This window comes from Sorangium sp. So ce327 (assembly GCF_051530205.1).
GTDB classification, from domain to species: Bacteria; Myxococcota_A; Polyangia; order Polyangiales; family Polyangiaceae; genus Sorangium; species Sorangium cellulosum_B.
Window position 1 is genome coordinate 1,356,767 of sequence record NZ_CP150330.1, and the last position, 17,895, is coordinate 1,374,661.

12 protein-coding genes are annotated in these 17,895 nt (G+C 73.3%); 3 read left to right on the forward strand and 9 right to left on the reverse strand.

All coding sequences use genetic code 11. The features are described 5' to 3' along the window. Positions 1 to 4: 4 nt before the first annotated feature. The 3 genes from WME95_RS04990 to WME95_RS05000 form a co-directional block, all read right to left on the reverse strand. Positions 5 to 157 carry a hypothetical protein gene (locus tag WME95_RS04990; protein WP_437907243.1) on the reverse strand — a complete coding sequence of 51 codons (153 nt, stop codon included), beginning with the start codon at positions 155 to 157 and terminating at the stop codon, positions 5 to 7. Then, positions 154 to 1,761: a CHAT domain-containing protein gene (locus WME95_RS04995; protein ID WP_437907244.1), complete on the reverse strand. Its 1,608-nt coding sequence runs from the start codon at positions 1,759 to 1,761 to the stop codon at positions 154 to 156. The genes WME95_RS04990 and WME95_RS04995 overlap by 4 nt, the downstream gene beginning before the upstream one ends. Before the next feature lie 406 nt (positions 1,762 to 2,167). After that, a complete protein-coding gene (locus tag WME95_RS05000) occupies positions 2,168 to 3,967 on the reverse strand; it encodes a sigma 54-interacting transcriptional regulator (protein ID WP_437907245.1) in 1,800 nt (599 codons plus the stop codon). 145 nt (positions 3,968 to 4,112) lie between these two features. Here WME95_RS05000 and WME95_RS05005 point away from each other — a divergent pair, with 145 nt between their 5' ends. Beyond that, positions 4,113 to 7,973: a serine/threonine-protein kinase gene (locus tag WME95_RS05005; protein WP_437907247.1), complete on the forward strand. Its 3,861-nt coding sequence runs from the start codon at positions 4,113 to 4,115 to the stop codon at positions 7,971 to 7,973. Here WME95_RS05005 and WME95_RS05010 read toward each other — a convergent pair. Beyond that, positions 7,924 to 9,657, reverse strand: a complete 1,734-nt coding sequence (locus tag WME95_RS05010; RefSeq protein WP_437907249.1) for a protein kinase domain-containing protein — start codon at positions 9,655 to 9,657, stop codon at positions 7,924 to 7,926. The genes WME95_RS05005 and WME95_RS05010 overlap by 50 nt on opposite strands. 233 nt (positions 9,658 to 9,890) lie before the next feature. Here WME95_RS05010 and WME95_RS05015 point away from each other — a divergent pair, with 233 nt between their 5' ends. Next, on the forward strand, positions 9,891 to 11,684 hold the full coding sequence (locus WME95_RS05015; RefSeq protein WP_437907250.1) for an AMP-dependent synthetase/ligase: 1,794 nt from the start codon (positions 9,891 to 9,893) through the stop codon (positions 11,682 to 11,684). Between the two features lie 184 nt (positions 11,685 to 11,868). Further along, positions 11,869 to 13,335, forward strand: a complete 1,467-nt coding sequence (locus WME95_RS05020; RefSeq protein WP_437907251.1) for a hypothetical protein — start codon at positions 11,869 to 11,871, stop codon at positions 13,333 to 13,335. Between the two features lie 40 nt (positions 13,336 to 13,375). Here the strand turns inward: WME95_RS05020 and WME95_RS05025 are convergent, their stop codons facing one another. The 5 genes from WME95_RS05025 to WME95_RS05045 all read right to left on the reverse strand — a co-directional run bounded on the left by WME95_RS05025 (position 13,376) and on the right by WME95_RS05045 (position 17,627). Then, positions 13,376 to 14,098 carry a glutathione peroxidase gene (locus WME95_RS05025; protein ID WP_437907253.1) on the reverse strand — a complete coding sequence of 241 codons (723 nt, stop codon included), beginning with the start codon at positions 14,096 to 14,098 and terminating at the stop codon, positions 13,376 to 13,378. A 102-nt stretch (positions 14,099 to 14,200) separates the two neighbouring features. Next, a complete protein-coding gene (locus WME95_RS05030) occupies positions 14,201 to 14,473 on the reverse strand; it encodes a hypothetical protein (RefSeq protein WP_437911136.1) in 273 nt (90 codons plus the stop codon). Further along, positions 14,404 to 15,591 (reverse strand): methylated-DNA--[protein]-cysteine S-methyltransferase, encoded by a 1,188-nt coding sequence (locus tag WME95_RS05035; protein ID WP_437907255.1) that lies wholly within the window; start codon positions 15,589 to 15,591, stop codon positions 14,404 to 14,406. The genes WME95_RS05030 and WME95_RS05035 overlap by 70 nt, the downstream gene beginning before the upstream one ends. 45 nt (positions 15,592 to 15,636) lie before the next feature. Then, complete coding sequence (locus WME95_RS05040; RefSeq protein WP_437549777.1) at positions 15,637 to 16,479, reverse strand: helix-turn-helix transcriptional regulator; 843 nt, start codon at positions 16,477 to 16,479, stop codon at positions 15,637 to 15,639. Between the two features lie 98 nt (positions 16,480 to 16,577). Next, a complete protein-coding gene (locus WME95_RS05045) occupies positions 16,578 to 17,627 on the reverse strand; it encodes a DUF2169 family type VI secretion system accessory protein (RefSeq protein ID WP_437907256.1) in 1,050 nt (349 codons plus the stop codon). Between the last annotated feature and the right edge of the window lie 268 nt (positions 17,628 to 17,895).

Below are 17,895 nucleotides of genomic sequence, written 5' to 3' on the forward strand. Positions count from 1 at the left end.
AACCTCACAAGAAATGCTCTACGAAGAGCTGGCGAACGTCTCCGCGATCCGGATCGTCGCGGAGGACGGCCAGGGCAGAGGCGGCGAGGGCTTTCTTGGCTTCGTTCCAGCTGAGGAGCAGCTTGCGGAGGCCCTCCGGGTCGTCCTCTCGGCTCATCGGGGCCCTTCCGTCCTGCCGGCGGTGCAGAACTCATAGGTGAAGGCCGGGTAGGTCGTGACGGCGGCAGGGGCGAGTCGCTTCGCGTACGCAGCCGGGAAGGGATACACCATGGGGCCGTAGCGGATCAGACGTACGGGCGGCGCCGCGCCAGGCGCCCCGGGGTCGATCTGCGCGATCTGGGCGGAGCGCTCCATCGATACCGCCTCGGCCGCAGCCGCCGCCGGCTCGGGTAGCGGGATGATGGTCCGCGTCGGCTCAGCGCCGGAGGCGCGCTGAATGCAGCTCTCGAACCAGTGCTCGTAGAGACGCCAGCGATCGGGGTGAGGGACGATGGCGGCGTCGAAGCGCCGTGCGAGCAGCAGCATCCGCCGGAGGTATGCGACGGCGTCCGCGAGGCTCTCGCTCATGCTGCGCTTGGAGCGCCCGTACACGGACGCGGCGAGCTGAAACCCTGGATCGCTCAGCCAGGCGCGGGACGCCTCGTCAATGGCCTTGAGGAGCTCCGGAGGTTCGTCGCCGGCGTCGCCGGTCACGAACAGGACGGCCTCTTCGAGCAGCTGATCCCCGGATACGAGCCCCGCCAGGATGCTCCCGAACTGGTTTTCGATGAGGACGTTCTCGAAGAGGCTCAGCGCGTACAGGTTTGAGCGCTGGCTTCGTGCGTCGACGCGGCGCGAGCCCGCCTGCGGCGGATACGAGACGATCAGCTCGGCAGCCAGCCGACGGTCGAGCAGCGAGCGACGCTTCAGCGGCTTCGCCTTGGAAACGTCGGGTTCCTCGCCGCGGGCGCCCGAGGTGGGCCTGTCGAGGCTTGCAGCGGCCGCGGGGGGGCGCTCGGCAGCGCTCAGAAGCGGCAGACGGATGTGCTCTGGGGATATGCCCTCGCGTACCAGGAGCTTCGGTACATCGATGTCGAGCGAGCCGGCCAGGTGAATCTGGTTCTTGCCGAGCTCAAACGCCTTGTCGACCGGCTCCCCGAACCCTAGCCCTTGGTAAAAGGCCCAGGCGAAGGCGATCGCCGCTTCGTCCTGGATCGCGTGGCCCATCCCCAGCACGAAGTCCACCTGCTTCCGGAGGGCTTCTCCCTGAGCGGCGGAATGGCACGCGTTGAGAACCACGCAGCGGACCCCGCCCACGATCCGGAACAGCTCGGCCAGCGCCGAGGTCGCGATGGGCACCGCGGCGCCGGCGTCGTTCTCCACCAGAATTTCGCTGCAATTGCCTGTGGTTGGCTCAGTCGCAGGCAGCTCGCGGGTCATTCCCGCGGGGCCGCCTGCATGGCCAACCCCGGCGCGTCCGTGCCCGGAGAAGTGGACCACCTGCGGCCTGTGCCTCAAGAGCGCCGCCTGGATGTCTCCGACGCGCAGCGCCCACTCGTGCACCAGCTCGAACCGCTCGGCGTGGGGACTGGCGCGAAGCCGTCGGGTGATCTCGCGGATTTCGCGATCGAGCGCCAGGCGGGTGGTGTCGAAAGGGTTCGCGCCCAGGAAGAGGATTTTCATATCAGGTGAATGTGCTTTGGCACTCTGAGGTGCGGGCGGCCTGGACGGGGGCACCGCGAGCCGGCGGATGGGCGCTGTCGAGCGCCTGGGCGCTATCACCGAAGGAGGCAGCGGCCATGATCGGGCCGGATGTGTTCCTCCGGAGGCAGGAGATCACAGTGGGCAAGACTACCCGATCGGATCGAGCGCGGGAAGACGCCGGGGGCGTCGGAGAATCCGCCACGATGCCGGCGGGCACTGGAGAGCTCGCCGCCGGCCACTGCGGGGATCTGCGCCGCCTTCAGGGGATCTGCACCTCGGCGTCGCCGACCTTCTTCCCTGGTCTCTTGGCGTCATGGCGGTTCGCTTCCCCGTCCGACGGCCCGCAGCAGCGCTATTCGATCGCCCTCTCACGACCGAGCTCGGTGCCCCGGAAATGGCTCGAACAGGATGCGCCGGACGAGGGAGGCGCCGGGTCGTCTCCCGCTGACACCTTGTCCGCTCGGAGCCGCACCCGGCGGCGGCGTCACCGCCTGCGCTTCGCCAGGCCGTAACGGTTCATCTTCAGCACGAAGGTCCGCAGCGGCATGTGGAGCGCCTCCGCCGCCCTCGTCTGCACCCCTCCGACCGCGGCGAGCGCCTCGGCGATGCGCGTGCGCTCGAGCTCCCTCACCTCCTCGGCGAGCGGCCGGAACGTCCGGCCAGCACCCCTCGCGGAGGGCGCCGCGCGGGAGGCCGGCGCCACGGAGGGCGGGATGCCCTCGGGGCGCGGCGGCCCCGCCGCGAGCGCGGCTGGCAGGTGCCCGCGCTCGACGATGCGCGCGCTGACCGTCGCCGCGATGTAATCGATGACGTTCTTCAGCTCACGCACGTTGCCCGGCCACGCATAGGCCGTGAAGAGCTCCGTCGCCTCCGTCGACAGGACCATCTCCTCGCGCCCCGCGCGCGCGCACGCGTCGGCCAGGAACGCCCGCGAGAGCGCGAGGATCTCCCGGGGGCGCTCCCGGAGAGGGGGCAAGATCACCGTGGCCGCGCCGAGGCGATAATAGAGATCTTGCCGGAAGCGGCCGGCCTTGACCTCCCCCTGAAGATCCTTGTGCGTGGCGGCGACGACGCGGATGTCGACCTCGCGCTCGCGCACGTCGCCCAGCCGGAGGATCCGCCGGGTCTCGATCGCGCGAAGGATCTTCGCCTGGGCGCTCGCCGAGAGATCGCCTATCTCGTCGAGGAAGACGGTCCCCCCGCTCCCGTGCTCCAGGAGGCCCGGCTTCGGGCCCGCCGCGCCGGAGAACGCGCCGCGCTCGTAGCCGAAGAGCTCGCTCTCGACCAGGCTCTCGGGCATCGCGGCGCAGTTGAGCGTGACGAGCGGTCGCCGCGCCCTCGGGGACCACTCATGCAGCGCGCGCGCCGCGCTCTCCTTTCCGGAGCCCGTCTCGCCGGTCACCAGCACCGGCAGGTCCGTCGCCGCGAGGCGCCGGATCAGATCGAACACGCGCACCGTGGCCGCGTCGGCGAGCACCGTGCGCTGCCCGCCGATCTCCAGCGTGGTCACCGCCTCCGCCGCGGTCGCCGGGTGCCCGGGGCGCGCGACCTCCGCGGCGGCCCGGGCCGACGCGACGAGCGTGTCCGCGTCGCAGCCGTCCGCCGGCGCCGTCGCCACGCCGACCTTCGGCGCCGCGGCGACGGCGTGCACGGCGTCGACGAGCCGCTGCACGGCGTGGCCCGCAGCGGCCGCGTCCGCCTCGGGCAAGAGCACGAGGAGGCGGTCGTCGGCCTCGAAGCCCGCGAAGTCGGTCACCGCGAGCTCCCGCTCCAGCGCGCCGGCGACGACCTCGCGGGCCGAGGCCGCCCCGAGCTGGACGGCGATCACCGTCGCCGGCCGATCGTGGCGCAGCGCCCTGTCGATCTCCCCCTCGATCCTCCGCCGCAGCTCCGCGATCTCGAGGACCTGCCGGCTCTTCGCGGGGCGCGGGCACCGCATCACCACGACGGCCTCGCCGATCGACACCACGTCGCCCGAGCCGAGCGGCCTCGCGCCGTCGACGCGGACGCCGTTCAGCAGGGTGCCGTTCCGGCTGCCGAGATCGACGAGCTGCGCGCGCCCGTCGAGCAGCACGATCTTCGCGTGCTCCCGCGACGCCGAGGTGTTGCGGAGGCGCACGTCGGCCCGGGGCCCGCGGCCCAGGAGCACCACGCCGCTCCGCGGCAGGCGGAGCACCGACGAGGAGCTCCCCTGCACCACGAGCAGGTACGAGCCGCCCTCGTCGGCCCCGCGCGGCGCCTCGTCTGTTCGGGTCGGGCCGCCGGACGCCGTTGCCTCGCTCATTCTCCCGCGGCCGACTCTCGCATTGCGGCGCCAGGGCGCGCAAGGCTCCAGGTCGGCGCGGAATCCGGCGCGGAATCCGGCGCAAAATCGCGCGCGCCGCGTGGTAGGCTCGCCGCCCGCAGGCCGGGCACTGCAGAGCGATTCGATGCAGCGGACGCCCCCCAGCAATGCGCGATTCTCGATCGGCCGCCGCCTCGGCGAGGGCGCGTTCGGCGCCGTCTACGAGGCGCAGGATCGCGAGCGGGGGGCGCGCGTCGCATTGAAGTCGCTCCACCGCCTCGACCCGCTCGCGCTCTACCGGTTCAAGCGCGAGTTCCGCGCCCTGTCCGAGGTCGTCCACCCGAACCTGGTCGCGCTCCACGAGCTGTTCTCCGAGGACGATCAGTGGTTTTTCACGATGGACCTCATCGAGGGCATCGATTTCCTCTCCTCCGTGCGCGGCTCATTGGCCCGCGGCGCCCGCGGCGCCCGCGCCGCCTCGGCGCCCAGCCCCACAGCGCCCAGCCTTGCCCAGGACGACCCGGACGCGACGGAACCGGACCTGTCGGCCGCGTGGCCCCCTCCGGCCGCCGGCGGCGCCGGGCGCGACCCGGCCGCCGCTGCGCCGCCGCCCTGGGGGCCGCTGAGGAGCGCGCTCCTCCAGCTCGCCCAGGGCCTCGCCGCGCTCCACGCGGCCGGCAAGCTCCATCGCGACCTGAAGCCGTCGAACGTGCTCGTGACGCGCGAGGGGCGCGTCGTCATCCTCGATTTCGGCCTCGTGGCGGAGCTCTCGAGCGGCTCCATCGACCAGAGCGGCAGCCACATCGCGGGGACGCCGGCGTACATGGCGCCGGAGCAGGCCAAGGCCGGCTCCCTGACGCCCGCATGCGACTGGTACGCGGTCGGCGTCATGCTCCACGAGGCGCTCACCGGGCGCCGGCCCTTCGAGGGAGGGGCGCTCGACGTCATCCTGCGAAAGCAGGCGGAAGAGCCGCCTCCTCCGAGCGCGCTCGCGCCGGGCATCCCGGAGGACCTCGACGCCCTCTGCGCGGAGCTGCTGCGCCGCGCCCCCGACGAGCGGCCCCCGGCGCCCGAGGTGCTCCGGCGGCTGCTGCCGCCGCGCGGCGACGCCCGCGGCAGCGCCGGCGCGCCGCCGCTCGCCGAGGCGCGCCCGGGGCCGCCGGCCGGGAACGGCGCGCCGTTCGTCGGGCGGCAGCGGCACATCGACGCGCTGCGCGGGGCGTTCGAGCGGGCGAGGGGAGGGCGGGCGACCACCCTGCACATCCACGGCGCGTCGGGCACGGGCAAGACCGCGCTCGTCCGGCGCTTCCTCGACGAGCTCGGGCGCGTGGATCACGCGGTGATCCTCGAGGGCCGCTGTTACGAGCGGGAATCCGTCCCCTACAAGGCCGTCGACAGCCTGATCGACGCGCTCAGCCGCCACCTCTCGCGCCTCCCCAGGCTGGAGGCCGCCGAGCTCATGCCGCGCGACGTCCACGCGGTCGTGCGCCTCTTCCCGGTGCTCGGGCAGGTCGACGCGATCGCCCGGGCGCCGCGGCGCGAGATCGAGCCCCCGGACGCCCGGGAGCTCCGCCGGCGCGGGTTCGCCGCGCTCCGCGAGCTCCTCGCGCGGATCGCGGATCGACGGCCGCTCGTCCTGTTCATCGACGATCTCCAGTGGGGGGACGCCGACAGCGCCGCGCTCCTCACCGACGTCCTCCGCGAGCCCGACGCGCCCGCGCTCCTGCTGCTCCTCTGCTACCGGAGCGAGGACGCCGCGCGGAGCGAGCTCCTCGCGCGGCTGCTCCCGCCAGCCCCGAGCGACGGGGACGAGGGCGACGTGCGCTCCCTGGCCGTCGGCGCGCTCACCCCCGAGGAGGGGCGCGACCTCGCGCTGGCCTTCCTCGGCGGCGGCGCTCGGGCCGCCGCGCAGGCCGACGCGATCGCGGCGGAGGCGGCCGGGAGCCCGTTCTTCGTGATCGAGCTCTCGCGCGACGTGCAGGGCCAGGCCGCGCCGGAGTCGGCGCGCGGCGCGGACGGCGGCGGCGTCCGGCTGGGATCGGTCCTCGCGAACCGCCTCCTGCGCCTGCCCGCCGAGGCGAGGCGCCTGCTCGAGGTCATCGCCGTGTCGGGCAAGCCGCTCGACCTCCGCGACGCGCGGCAGGCCGCGGCGCTCACCCCCGAGCAGGAGCGGGCCGCGCTCGCGGCGCTCCGGGCCGGCAACGTCGTGCGCGCGCGGGGGCAGCACGGCGAGCAGGAGCTCGAGGCGTTTCACGACCGCATCCGCGAGGCGGCCCTCGCGCAGCTCGGCGCGGCGGAGCTCGCCGAGGTCCACCTGCGGCTCGCCGCCGTCCTGGAGGACTCGGGGCGGGCCGACGCGGACGCGCTCGCCGTGCACTTCCGGCGCGCCGGGCGCCCCGCCGAGGCGGCCCGCTACGCGGTCCAGGCGGGCGACCGCGCGGCCGAGGCGCTCGCCTTCGATCGCGCCGCGGAGCACTTCGCCGCCGCGCTCGAGGCGGCGCCGGCCGGCGCGGGGGAGGCGCGCGCGCTGCGGGTCAAGCTCGCGCACGCCCTGCGCAACGCCGGCCGCGGCGCGGAGGCGGCCCGGGCGTACGCCGCCGCGGCCGAGGGCGCGCCGCCGCGGGAGAGCCTCGATCTGCGGCGGTGCGCCGCCGAGCAGCTGCTCGTGAGCGGGCACATCGAGGAGGGCAAGCGCGCGCTCCGGGGCGTCCTTGCGGCCGTGGGGATGCGGCTCGCCGAGCGCCGGTGGGCGGTGCTGCTCTCGCTCCTGTTCTTCCGCCTGCTCCTGCGCGTGCGCGGCTTCCGCTTCCGGGAGCGCGACGCCCGCGATCTGCCGGCCGAGACGCTGACCCGCATCGACATCTGCTGGTCGGCCTCCGTCGGGCTCGCCATGGCCGATGTCCTCCAGGGCGCGGAGTTCCAGGCGAGGCACCTCCTCCTCGCGCTCCGCGCGGGCGAGCCCTACCGCCTCGCCCGCGCCATCGCGACCGAGATCGCGCACCTCGGCACGGACCACGTCGTGGGGCGCCGCCAGGCGCACCGGCTCTACGGCACGGGGGCGGCGCTCGCGGAGAAGGTCGGCGACCCGTACCTCATCGCCTTCAACAAGGGCATGCTCGGCGTCGTCGAGAGCCTCTCCGGGCGCTGGGCCGAGGGCCTCGAGCTCTGCCGCGAGGCCGAGGACCTCCTGCGCGCGCGGTGCGCGGGCGTCGCGTGGGAGCTGGGCACTACCAGCCGGTTCATGATGGTGGCCCACTACCACCGCGGCGAGCTCGACGCGCTGGCCCGCCTCGCGGCGCCGCGCTGCGCGGACGCGGACGCGCGCGGCGACCTCTACGCGGCCAGCTTCTTCCGGGTGGGGCTCACGTACATCGTGCCGCTCGCCGCGGACCGGCCGGACGCGGCGCGCGAAGAGGTGCTGGGCGCCATGGCGCGCTGGCCGCGCCGCGCGTTCGACCACCTCGACTGCCTGGAGACCGTGGCGCTCGGGCGCATCGACCTCTACGCCGGCGCGCCGCTCGCGGCGCTGCGGAGGATCGAGGACCGCTGGCGCAAGATCGCCTGGTCGTTCCTGCCGAGGTTCCAGTACTACCGCGTCTTGATCCATCACCTGCGCGCGTCCGCGGCGCTGGAGGCCGCCGCGCGCGACGGCGCCGGCGACGCGCGGCTCGGCCGGGCCCTGCTCCGCGGCGCGGCGCGCGACGCCCGGCGGCTGTCGCGCGAGGGCGCGCCGTGGGTCGCTCCGATGGTGATGTCCCTGCGCGCCGCCATCGCGGCGCAGCGGGGCCAGGCCGCCTCGGCGCTGTCGCTCCTCGCGGCGGCCGCGGCCGCGTTCGACGAGCGCGGGATGGGCCTCTTCGCCGCCTGCGCGCGCCGCCGCCGCGGCCAGCTCCTCGGCGGGGACGAGGGCCGCTCGCTGATCCAGGCCGCGGACGCCTGGATGGCGGGCCAGGGCGTCAGGAACCCCGCGCGCCTGGCGGCGATCTTCGCGCCGGGGTTCCCGTGAGGTCGATCTCCACGGTGTGCACCGCGGCCATCGCCGGGGAGGTCCGGAGCGCCGAGAGCAGCGGGCTCGCTCCGGCGTCCTCGGGGCGGTAGGCGACGATCAGCAGGAGCGCGGCCGGGTCCGGCGAGGCCATGATCTCCGCGAGCAGCGACGCGCTCTCCGCGTCGCCCCCGTGGGCGTCGTCGATGAACACGACGACGGCGCGCCGGTCGGAGATCCGCCCGAGCAGATCGCGCAGCGCGGCCGAGGCGCGCGCCCGGAGCCGCTCCTCGCCCTCTTCCGCTGCGCTCCGCGGCGCCGGGAGCGGCGGCGCCGCGCGCACGGCCGGCACGCGCGCGAGCACGGGAAAGACGCGGGCCAGCGCGGCGGCGCCGCGGGGCATGAGCGCGGCGGCCTCCCCCGGCGGGGTCCGCACGAGGTGGCGGCTGAGCGCGTCGATCGCGCCGTCGAGCGCCCTGAACGGCACCTGCTCGCGCTCGTGGCACCTGCCCTCGAGCACGAGCGCGTCCCCGGCCTCGCGGTCGAGGAACGCGCGCACGAGCGCGCCCCCGTCCGCCGCGGCGGCGCCCTGGACGAGGACCAGCCCCGGCTGCCCCTCCCGCACCCGCGCGAGCGCGCCGGAGAGCGCCTCGAGCTCCCGCGGCCGCGTCGCCGGCGCCTCCACCGCCGCGCGCGACGGGCCGCGGCCGCCGCGACCGACCGGCGCCGCCGGGTCGGGGGGCGCCGCCGCGAGATCTCCCGCCGCGCCGAGCCGCCGCACCACCTCCGCGCCGGAGGGGCGCCGCTCCGGCGCCGCGCACAGCAGATCGGCGACGAGGTCGGCCAGGTCGTCCGGCGCCCACGGCGCGACGTCGCGGAGCCGGGGCGGCGCGGATCGCTGCTTCTCGGCGAGGACCTCGATCGACGTGCCCGTGAAGGGCGGCCTCCCTGCCAGCGCCTCGAAGAGCATCACGCCGAGCGCGTACCAGTCGGCGCTCGGCGCCGCGGCGCTCGCGCCCACCTGCTCCGGCGCCATGTAGCGCGGCGTCCCGACGAGCTGCTCGGCGTCGGTCGCGCTCTGCCCGCTGCCGCTGGTCGAGAGGCGCGAGGCGACGCCGAAATCGAGCACGACGGCGCGCCCCTCGGCCGTGACGAGCACGTTGGAGGGCTTCACGTCCCGGTGGACGAGCCGCGCCGCGTGGACCGCCTGGAGCGCCCGCGCGACCTGGACGAGCGAGGACCGCACCCGCTTCAGGTCGGCGCCGGCGCGCGCCTCCGCGCAGGCGGCGCCGGCAGGAGAGGGCGCGGGCGGGCGCTCGACCGGCTCCTCCAGCGTGGCGTCGAGATCGATCCCCTCGTCCGGGGGCGCGGTGCTGGTCAGGCTGGGCCACGAGGCGGCGCCGCCCGCGGCTCCCTGCCCGCGCACGTGGGTGAGCCAGTCGACCCCGCGCACGAGCTCCATGGTGAAGAACCACTCGTCCCCGCTGCCGATGAGCTCGTGGAGCCGGACGAGGTTGTCGTGGGTGACGTCCGCGAGCGCCCGGAACTCCCGCTTGAAGCGGTAGAGGGCCGAGGCGCCCACGCGCGCGAGCGCCTTCAGGGCGACCCGCTCCCCGCGCTCGCGATCGATCGCCTCGTACACGATCCCGAAGCCGCCTGCCCCGAGCCGCCGGACGATCTGAAAGCGCTCGGGGACATGCCGCATGGACGGGCCACGTGAGGTGAGGTTCCTTATCGGATCGTATCAGGCCGCGGCGCCGGGCGGCCACGCCGAACCGTGACCCGCGACGAGCGGGCCGGGCGGTACGCGGAACGAGACAACCGGCGGCTCGCCGCCAGCGCTTCGAGGGGCTCCTCGACGCGGATTGACAATGCCCCGGCGGCTCCCGCATCCTGGCCACCCCGCGACCCTCGAGGCCTTGAGCCGCAGGAGATGCAATGAGCACCGTCCTCCACCGTCTGGAACAGTGGGCTAACGAATCTCCTGACGCGCCGGCCCAGCGCTTCAAATCTCAAGGCGAGTGGAAGACGCTGACCGCGCGCGACTACCGTGACCGGGTTCACCACCTCGCGCTGTTCCTGGAGTCCAGGGGCTTCGACGCGAGCCAGGTCGGCGCGATCCTCTCGTACAACTGCCCGCAGTGGGTCCACGTCGACCTGGCGGCGCTGCTCGTCGGGGGCAAGTCGGCGGGCCTCTACCCGAACTCCACCGCGAAAGACATCCAGTACATCCTGAACCACACCGAGGCGACGCTGCTCTCGGTGCAAAACAAGGAGTACTTTCAGAAGATCTCCGGGGAGAAGGGCGAGTATTCCGTCCCTGACAGCGTGAGTTGGATCCTCGTCTTCGATGGTGACACATCGATCTCGCCCAAGGCGATCTCGTACGAGCAGGCGCTGGCCGAGGGCCGCGCGCTCGCGGGGCAGCCGGGCGCGAAGACGTTCGCCGACTACCTGGCGAAGATCGACCCCAGGGCCGGCGCGTTCCTGATCTACACCTCGGGTACGACGGGCAACCCCAAGGGGGCCATGCTCTCGCACGACAACCTGGCTTACACGGCCGACATGGTCGTGAAGTACTGGAACCTGCCGTTCGCGCGCGGCACGATGTTCTCGTTCCTCCCGCTCTGTCACATCGCCGAGAAGCTGCAGTGCGTCGGGGCGGGCCTTACCCAGCGCTACACCGTCAACTTCTGCTCGAAGTTCGAGAACGTCTCGATCGAGCTCCCCGAGGTGCAGCCCACGCTGCTGCTCTGCGTGCCGCGGCTCTGGGAGAAGATGATGGAAGGCGTGATGGCGAAGGTGCGCGGGGGCAAGGGCGCCAAGAAGAAGCTGGCCGAGTGGGCGCTCGCCGTGGGCGCCCGCGTGGCCCAGGCGAAGTACGCGCAGCGCGCGCCGAGCGCGCTCGACGCCTTGCAGCTCAAGCTCGCCGACAAGCTCGTGCTGGGCAAGGTGCGCGCGGCGCTCGGCCTGGGCAAGGCCGAGGTGCTCGCCTCGGGCGCGGCGGCGCTCGCGCCGCACATCTCGACGTGGTTCCGCGCGCTGAACCTCGAGATCCTCGAGGACTTCGGCCAGACCGAGTCGACAGGCGTCATCTGCATGACCGAGCCGGGCATCGAGAGCGCGGGCACCGTGGGCAAGCCCGTGCCGGGCGTCGAGTTCAAGCTGGCCGAGGACGGCGAGATCCTGACCCGCGGCCGGCACGTGTTCGTGGGTTATTACAAGGACAAGGCGGCGACGGAGGCCGCGCTCGAGGACGGCTGGCTGCACACGGGCGATCTCGGCGAGTGGAACGACCGCGGACAGCTCAAGATCCGGGGCCGCAAGAAGGAGATCCTCAAGACCTCGGGCGGCAAGATGATCGCGCCGCTCCCGATCGAGGAGAGGCTCAAGGCGGCGGAGATCATCAGCCAGGTGTGCATGGTGGGCGACGGCCGCAAGTACCTCTCGGCGCTGATCACGCTGACCGAGGGCAAGCTCGCCGAGCTGAAGGAGCGGGGCGCCCTGGGCAGCGACGCGATCACGAGCGTCGAGGTGGTGAGCCAGGTGAAGGTGCACGTCGACGCCTTGAACGCGGAGCTCGCCAGCTTCGAGCAGATCAAGCGGTTCACGGTCCTCGGCCGCGAGTTCTCGGTGCAGGACGGCGAGATGACGCCGACGCTCAAGATGAAGCGCAACGTGATCGAGCAGCGCTTCCGCGGGACCATCGACGAGATGTATCCCGCCGAGTGAGCGGGGGCCCCGGGCCCCGCCGGCGGGCGGCCGGTCGATGAACGCGCCGCGGCGCTCGCCCGGCCCTGGGAGAGGCGCCCCCGCGGCGCGTTCGTCGACCGCCCGCTCGATCAGAGAACGTCGGGCTGTCGCTCATCGCCGGAAGAAGTGATGCGCGCGGCCGTTTCATGTGGGAGGGAAAGCCATGAGTTCACCGAGAAGCCACCTCGTGCTCGTGCCGGGTTTCGCGGGCTTCGATATCCTGGGTTCGATCGTCTATTACAGCGGTGTCACGGAGATCCTCCGAAACACCGATACCGGGCCGTATCAAGGCCCGCTCTCGGTGCATTGCTTCCCGAACCTGCCCACGGCGAGCGTGGACACCCGCGCGCACGCGCTCCTCCGCTGGCTCGCGGATCGGTTCAGGCAGGGGGTGTTCTACGGGGGTGCGGGCCGCGGCCAGCGGGACTGCGTCCACCTCGTGGGCCACTCGACAGGCGGGCGGGACATCAAGACGCTGATGCTCCTGCTCCTGGCCGAGACCGAGCAGAAAGGGTCTGTCTACGGCGTCCCGGTGGAGCGCATCCTCGAGAGCATCTGCTCGATCCAGTTCCTCTCGACGCCGCACCGCGGGACGAACCTCGCCCACGTCCTCCACCGGAGGCAGCCCCTCCTCACAGGCCTGGCCGGGGCCCTCCACTGGTGGCTCCGCCTGGCTGGCCCGAAGGACGCGAGCTCCGCGGCCCGCCGCGCGAAGACGCTCCTCCAGGTGTTCGGCCAATCGGACGGCATCGTCCGCGCCGCCCTCGACACGATCGAGCGCTTCCACGCGCTGCCATGCGACGACCTCGCCAGGGCCGAGGCGCGCGGCGAGTACTTCAACGTGCTCCGCTGGCTGCTGCACGTCGCCGAGGACACCGAGGCCTTCGAGGATCTCGATCCCCTGCCGCTGTCAGGCCGGCCGCCGCGCGAGGAGCGCTGGTCCAAGCAGGGCCTGTCCGCGCGCGGTATCGGCGCCTGGCCTCGCGAGCTCGCGGCCTCCATCAAGAGCGCGAAGCGGACAAGGAAAGCCAGCCTCCTCGGGGCGGAGCTCGAGGAGGAGCTGAGCAAGTACTACGAGGATCGGGGCATCGCGCTCCGGTCGATCGTCACCCGGGCAAAGCGTGACCCCGGCGGCCCGTTCCTGGGCGCCTTCGGCATCTTTCACGGCATCACGGCCAACATCAAGGAGCCGAAGGTCGTCGAGGCCCTCGGGCCGCCCTGCTCCGTGCCACGGTTCGAGAACCCGACCCAGACCGAGCCGCTCACGCCGGAGATGAACGACGGGATCGTCAACTGCGTATCGATGGTCTATCCGGACACGAAGCGCAGCTTCCTTGTCGACGCCGACCACGCCGACGTGATGGGCCATTATCGGTTCATCGCCCCGGAGGACGGCGACGGAGCGGACCCGAAATACGGCGGATACGACCTGTTCCAGTCCCGGTCGACCTTCGATCAGGCCGAGTTCGACAGGCTGTGGAGCAGCATCGGGCAGTTCGCCATGAACAGCGACAGGTGCGCCGCCGCGGCGCGCCGCAGCTCGGCCGTCGCCCCCGTGGAGGTGCCGGCCTCGGCGCCCGCGGTGACCCATTTCCGCGCCGATCCGTCGGACCCGGAGGGCGGCGCGTAGGCACCCCCGTCGTCGGGGGCGCCCGGGCCGCCTTCGTGAATCAGGCCTTCGCGAGGTAGGTTTCGAGCTCGTCGGCGCCGCCGATGTGCTTGCCGTCGATGAAGACCTGCGGGGTCGTGCCCTTGCCGCTCACCGCCCGCAGGCGGCGCGGCGAGGACGCCACCTCCTCATAAGGGATCTTCCGCGCGTCGAGGAGCCGCTTCGCCTTGGTGCAGTAGCCACAGCCCGGCTTCGTGAACAGCAGCACGTCGTGCGGCGACTTCGACGACGGATCCAGGTACTTCAGCATCGTGTCCGCGTCCGACACATCGAAGGGATCCCCCTCCACCTCGGGCTCGATGAACATCTTCTTGATCACGCCGTCGTCGACGAGCATCGAATAGCGCCACGAGCGCTTGCCGAAGCCGAGGTTCGCCTTGTCGACGAGCATGCCCATCTTCTCGGAGAACTCCCCGTTCCCGTCGGGCAGGAACTGGACCTTGTCCGCCTCCTGCGCCTTGCACCACTCATCCATCACGAACGCGTCGTTCACGGACACACACGCGATCGTGTCCACCCCGCGCCGCTTGAACTCCTCCGCGAGCTCGTTGTAGCGCGGCACGTGGCTGCTCGAGCAGGTCGGCGTGAAGGCGCCCGGCAGCGCGAACACAACCACCTTCTTGCCGGCGAACACCTCCTTGGTGGTCACGTCCTTCCACTGACCGTCGACACGCGTACGAAACGTGACATCCGGAACGCGCTGCCCTTCGAGGTTCTTCAGCATGACTGTCGTGCTCCTCCCGTGCTCTTCTCGTTGCCATCCGCGACGGCAACCTTGTCCAGCGTCGTGCGGCGCTCCACGCGGCGCTCTCGGGCCGGCGAGAACTTAGCCCCGGGCCTCGACGCCGGCCAGCGCGACGGCGAGCCCGACCGAGGGCCGCGCCGCGATGGCGAGCCCGACCGAGGGCCGCGCCGCGATGGCGAGCCCGACCGAGGGCCGCGCCGCGATGGCTGCTCGCCCGGGCGACGGCGACAGCGCCGGAGGAGGCGCCCCGCTGGGCAGCCCCAGCGCCGCCGCGGGGCGAGGCGTCAGCCGCCCCGCGCCAGATCCACCGCGCGCCAGAGGTACCAGCTCGCCACCGTGCGGTACGGCTTCCACCGCGCGCCGCGCTTCTCGAGATCCGCGCGCGCAGGCGGCTCGGGCCGCTTGAACGCGAGCGTGAAGCCTTTGCGGATGCCGTAGTCGTCCACGGGCAGCACGTCCGGGCGGCCGAGGCGGAACATGAGGAGCATCTCCACCGTCCACCGGCCGATGCCGCGCACCCGCGTGAGGCGCTCGATGATCGCCTCGTCGTCCATGCCGTGCACCTCGGCGAGCGTGGGGAGCTCGCCGTCCTCCGTCTTCCGCGCGAGGTCGCGCAGCGCGAGGAGCTTCGCCTGCGAGAGGCCGGCGCCGCGGAGCTTCTCGTCGGAGGCGCGCAGGAGCTGCGCGGGCGTGGGGCCCTCGTGCGCTCGCGGGAAGAGCGCGCGCACGCGCGCGAAGATGGTCGCGGCGGCCTTGCCGGTGAGCTGCTGGTAGACGATCGACTCCGCGAGCGCGAGGAAGAGGCTCGACGTCCTGTCGATCCGCATGGCGAACGGCCCGACCGCGTCGATGACGCGCGCGAGCGCCGCGTCGGACGCGCGCAGGTGCTCGACGGCGGCGCCCGGATCGAAGCCGAAGTCGCCGCCGGGCGCGCTCGACGGGGCGCCGCGCGTCTGGCCGCCCTCGATCGCGAGGAGGCGGAGCTTCGTCGTGACGCCGCCGTTCGCGGAGAAGCCGCCGGCCTTGCCGCCGGCCGCGAGCACGCGGTGGCACGGGACGATGATCGCGAACGGGTTCCGCCCGAGCGCCTGCCCCACGGCGCGCGCCGAGCCGACCGCCCCGAGGCGCGCCGCGACCTCGCCGTAGGTCAGCGTCGCCCCCGGCGGGATGGTGCGCGCGACCTCGTAGACGCGGCGGTGGAACGGCGGAACCCGATCCATGTCGAGCGCGACGGCGGACAGGTCGCTCGCCTCGCCGCGCAGGAGCGCGACGATCGCCTCGACCGCGCGCTGCACCTCGGGCGGCGGCGCCGCCGCCTGGGCGCCCGGCAGGCGCTGGAGCAGGCGCGAGCGCGTCTCGGGCTCGCGCGCCTCGGGCAGCTGCAAGGCGGCGACGCCGCGCTCGCCCCACGCGATGCCGCAGCGGCCGATCGCCGTGTCGAACAGGAGGAAGCCGTGTGCCGTTGCTGTCATGAGGGTCCTCGCGGGCAGGCGGGGCGCCCGCGTCCGGCGGCCATCCTAGGAGCGCGCGGCGAGGCGATCTTGGAAGATCTTGCGATCCCCCCTCGCCGCCTTCCGGAACCCGCGGGGCGAGACGCCGGCCGCGCGGTGGAAGGTGCGGACGAAGTTGGAGAGGTCGCCGAACCCGACGTCGAGCGCGATGTCGGTGATCGACCGGGCGCTGTCGGCGAGGAGGCGCGCCGCGCGGCGCAGGCGGGCGCGGACCAGGTACTGGTGCGGGGTCACGCCGACGACCTTCCCGAAGACCCGCAGGAAGTGGAACGGGCTGAGCCCGACCTCCCGCGCCGCGCCCTCGAGGTCGATGGGCTCGTGCGCGTGCTCGTCCAGCCAGAGCGCCGCCTCGACGGCGCGGCGGCGGTCGCGCGCCCCGGTGTCCGGCGGCCTTCGCTTCCGGCCGGAGGCGACCTCGACGAAGCGGGCGGAGAGGAGCACCCCCACCTCGTCGACGCCGAGGTCGCTCCTGCCCTCGGCGGCCGCCTGCGCGAGCTCGCCGAGCACCATCAGCTCGGGCACGGGCGGCAGGCCGCCGGCCCGGAACGCGCCGGCGCCGTCGCCGAGGGCCTCGACGAGCGCCGGCGCGAGCTGGAACGACAGGCACTCGTCGCCGACGACGTGCTCGTGTGAGCACGTGTACTCGTCGCCGGGGTGGCCGACAAGGAGCGACCCGGCCACGAGCTCGAACGCCTCCCCCCGGACGCGGTAACCGAAGCTGCCCTTGCGCACGTAGGAGACGGAGAAGCCGCGGTGGAGCTCGGCGAACGGCGCGTCCCCAGGTCCGGAGCGGCACCGGTAGTCGACAACCGAGATGGCGTCGCCCCGCACCAGCGTCGTGACGTCCATGGGTCGCCGAATGTACTTGCGGCGGCGAGGCCGAGCAACGCGCCCCGCGCCCCTGCTGCGCCGCCGCGCCTCCGGAACGGGTTGCGCGACGGCTTCGCTCACGTACCGACGGCGTCTTGATCGGACACGTTGAGCGTCACCCCTGTCGGATCGGACGTCGCGCCGGCGCTCTGGGCCGCTATCGCGATCTCGACAGGAGCCAGCCACGCGGGCGTGGCGCCCGGCACCTCGACGCCGACGACGACACGCACCGCCGCGAGCGCTGCTGCCTCCGCGAGCGGGAAGCTGCGCCGCCAGACCAGCGAGCACGATTGCCGGTCGCCGTCGACGTGCAGCGTGTCCAGCACGAGATCGAGCGGCTGCCCCTCCGTGATGCCGAACGCGGAGAGGCCATGGACGCGCGCGAGGGCGCGCGCCCCGGGGAGCCGCGTCCGCAGCGCCGCGAGCGTCGGGTGAAGCCCCGCGAGCACGAGCCACTCGTCGCCGACCAGGGCTTCGACGCGCTGATCCGGGGGGGCCGCCTGGAAGTAGCTCCAGTCGAAATCGTCGGGGATCTCGAGGATGGGCCCCTCGAGCGCCTTGTGGGGCGTACGCCCGAGCAGCCGCCTGCGCGACGGCCACACGCTCCCGAGCGGCGCGAAGCCCGCCGGGCGGTCGCGCCGCGAGGGATCCAGGACGGCCGGGCGATCGGTGCCGAACGGGTTGTCGGCCATGCCGATCCCCCCGAATGCGCGCTCGTAGGCGAGCGGGATCGCCTTCTCCGCGCCGCCGGGCTCGATCGAGAGCGCCTTGTCGAGGATCGGGCGCTCGCCGGCGAAGAGCGCGAGGCGCACGGAGAAGGGCGCCGCAGGCGGGCCCGGCGGCACGTGCGCGTGGCCCGTGAAGAACACGTCGATGCGCGCGAGGTAGGGCGCGAGATCGCTCGTCAACCGGACGCTGCGGCCCGGGTGGTTGTGATGGTGGATGTCAGCATCGATGATTTTTTGCGGCTCGACGGGAATCATCGGTGCGCCGTCGACAAAGGCGAAGGTCGCCTTGGCGATCACGGTGAGGTGGAGCCGCCCCCGCGCGCGCCACATCACCGCCGCCGCCGCCGTTCCGGAAGGCGCCGCCATCGCGCTGGGAACGGGCGGGTCCTCGGGCTTCACCGCGCCATGAGAGCACTTGGGCGTCGCGAGGGTCAAGCCTCGCCACGCGGCGACACCGGCGCGCCGTCCGACGTCCGACGTTCGCCTTTCCGCCCGCCGAGGAGGTTCATCGGCCTCGCAGCGCGGGTGAAAGCGGTGGAGTCCGGCGACGACCGCAGGATCCGAGTCCGGCGAGTCGTCCTATCCATCCATCGGTGTCGAGCCTCGCGCTCGGCGAGCGACGGTATCCCTTCGTGCCGGCGCGGGAGCGCAGGAGCGCCGGACCCTC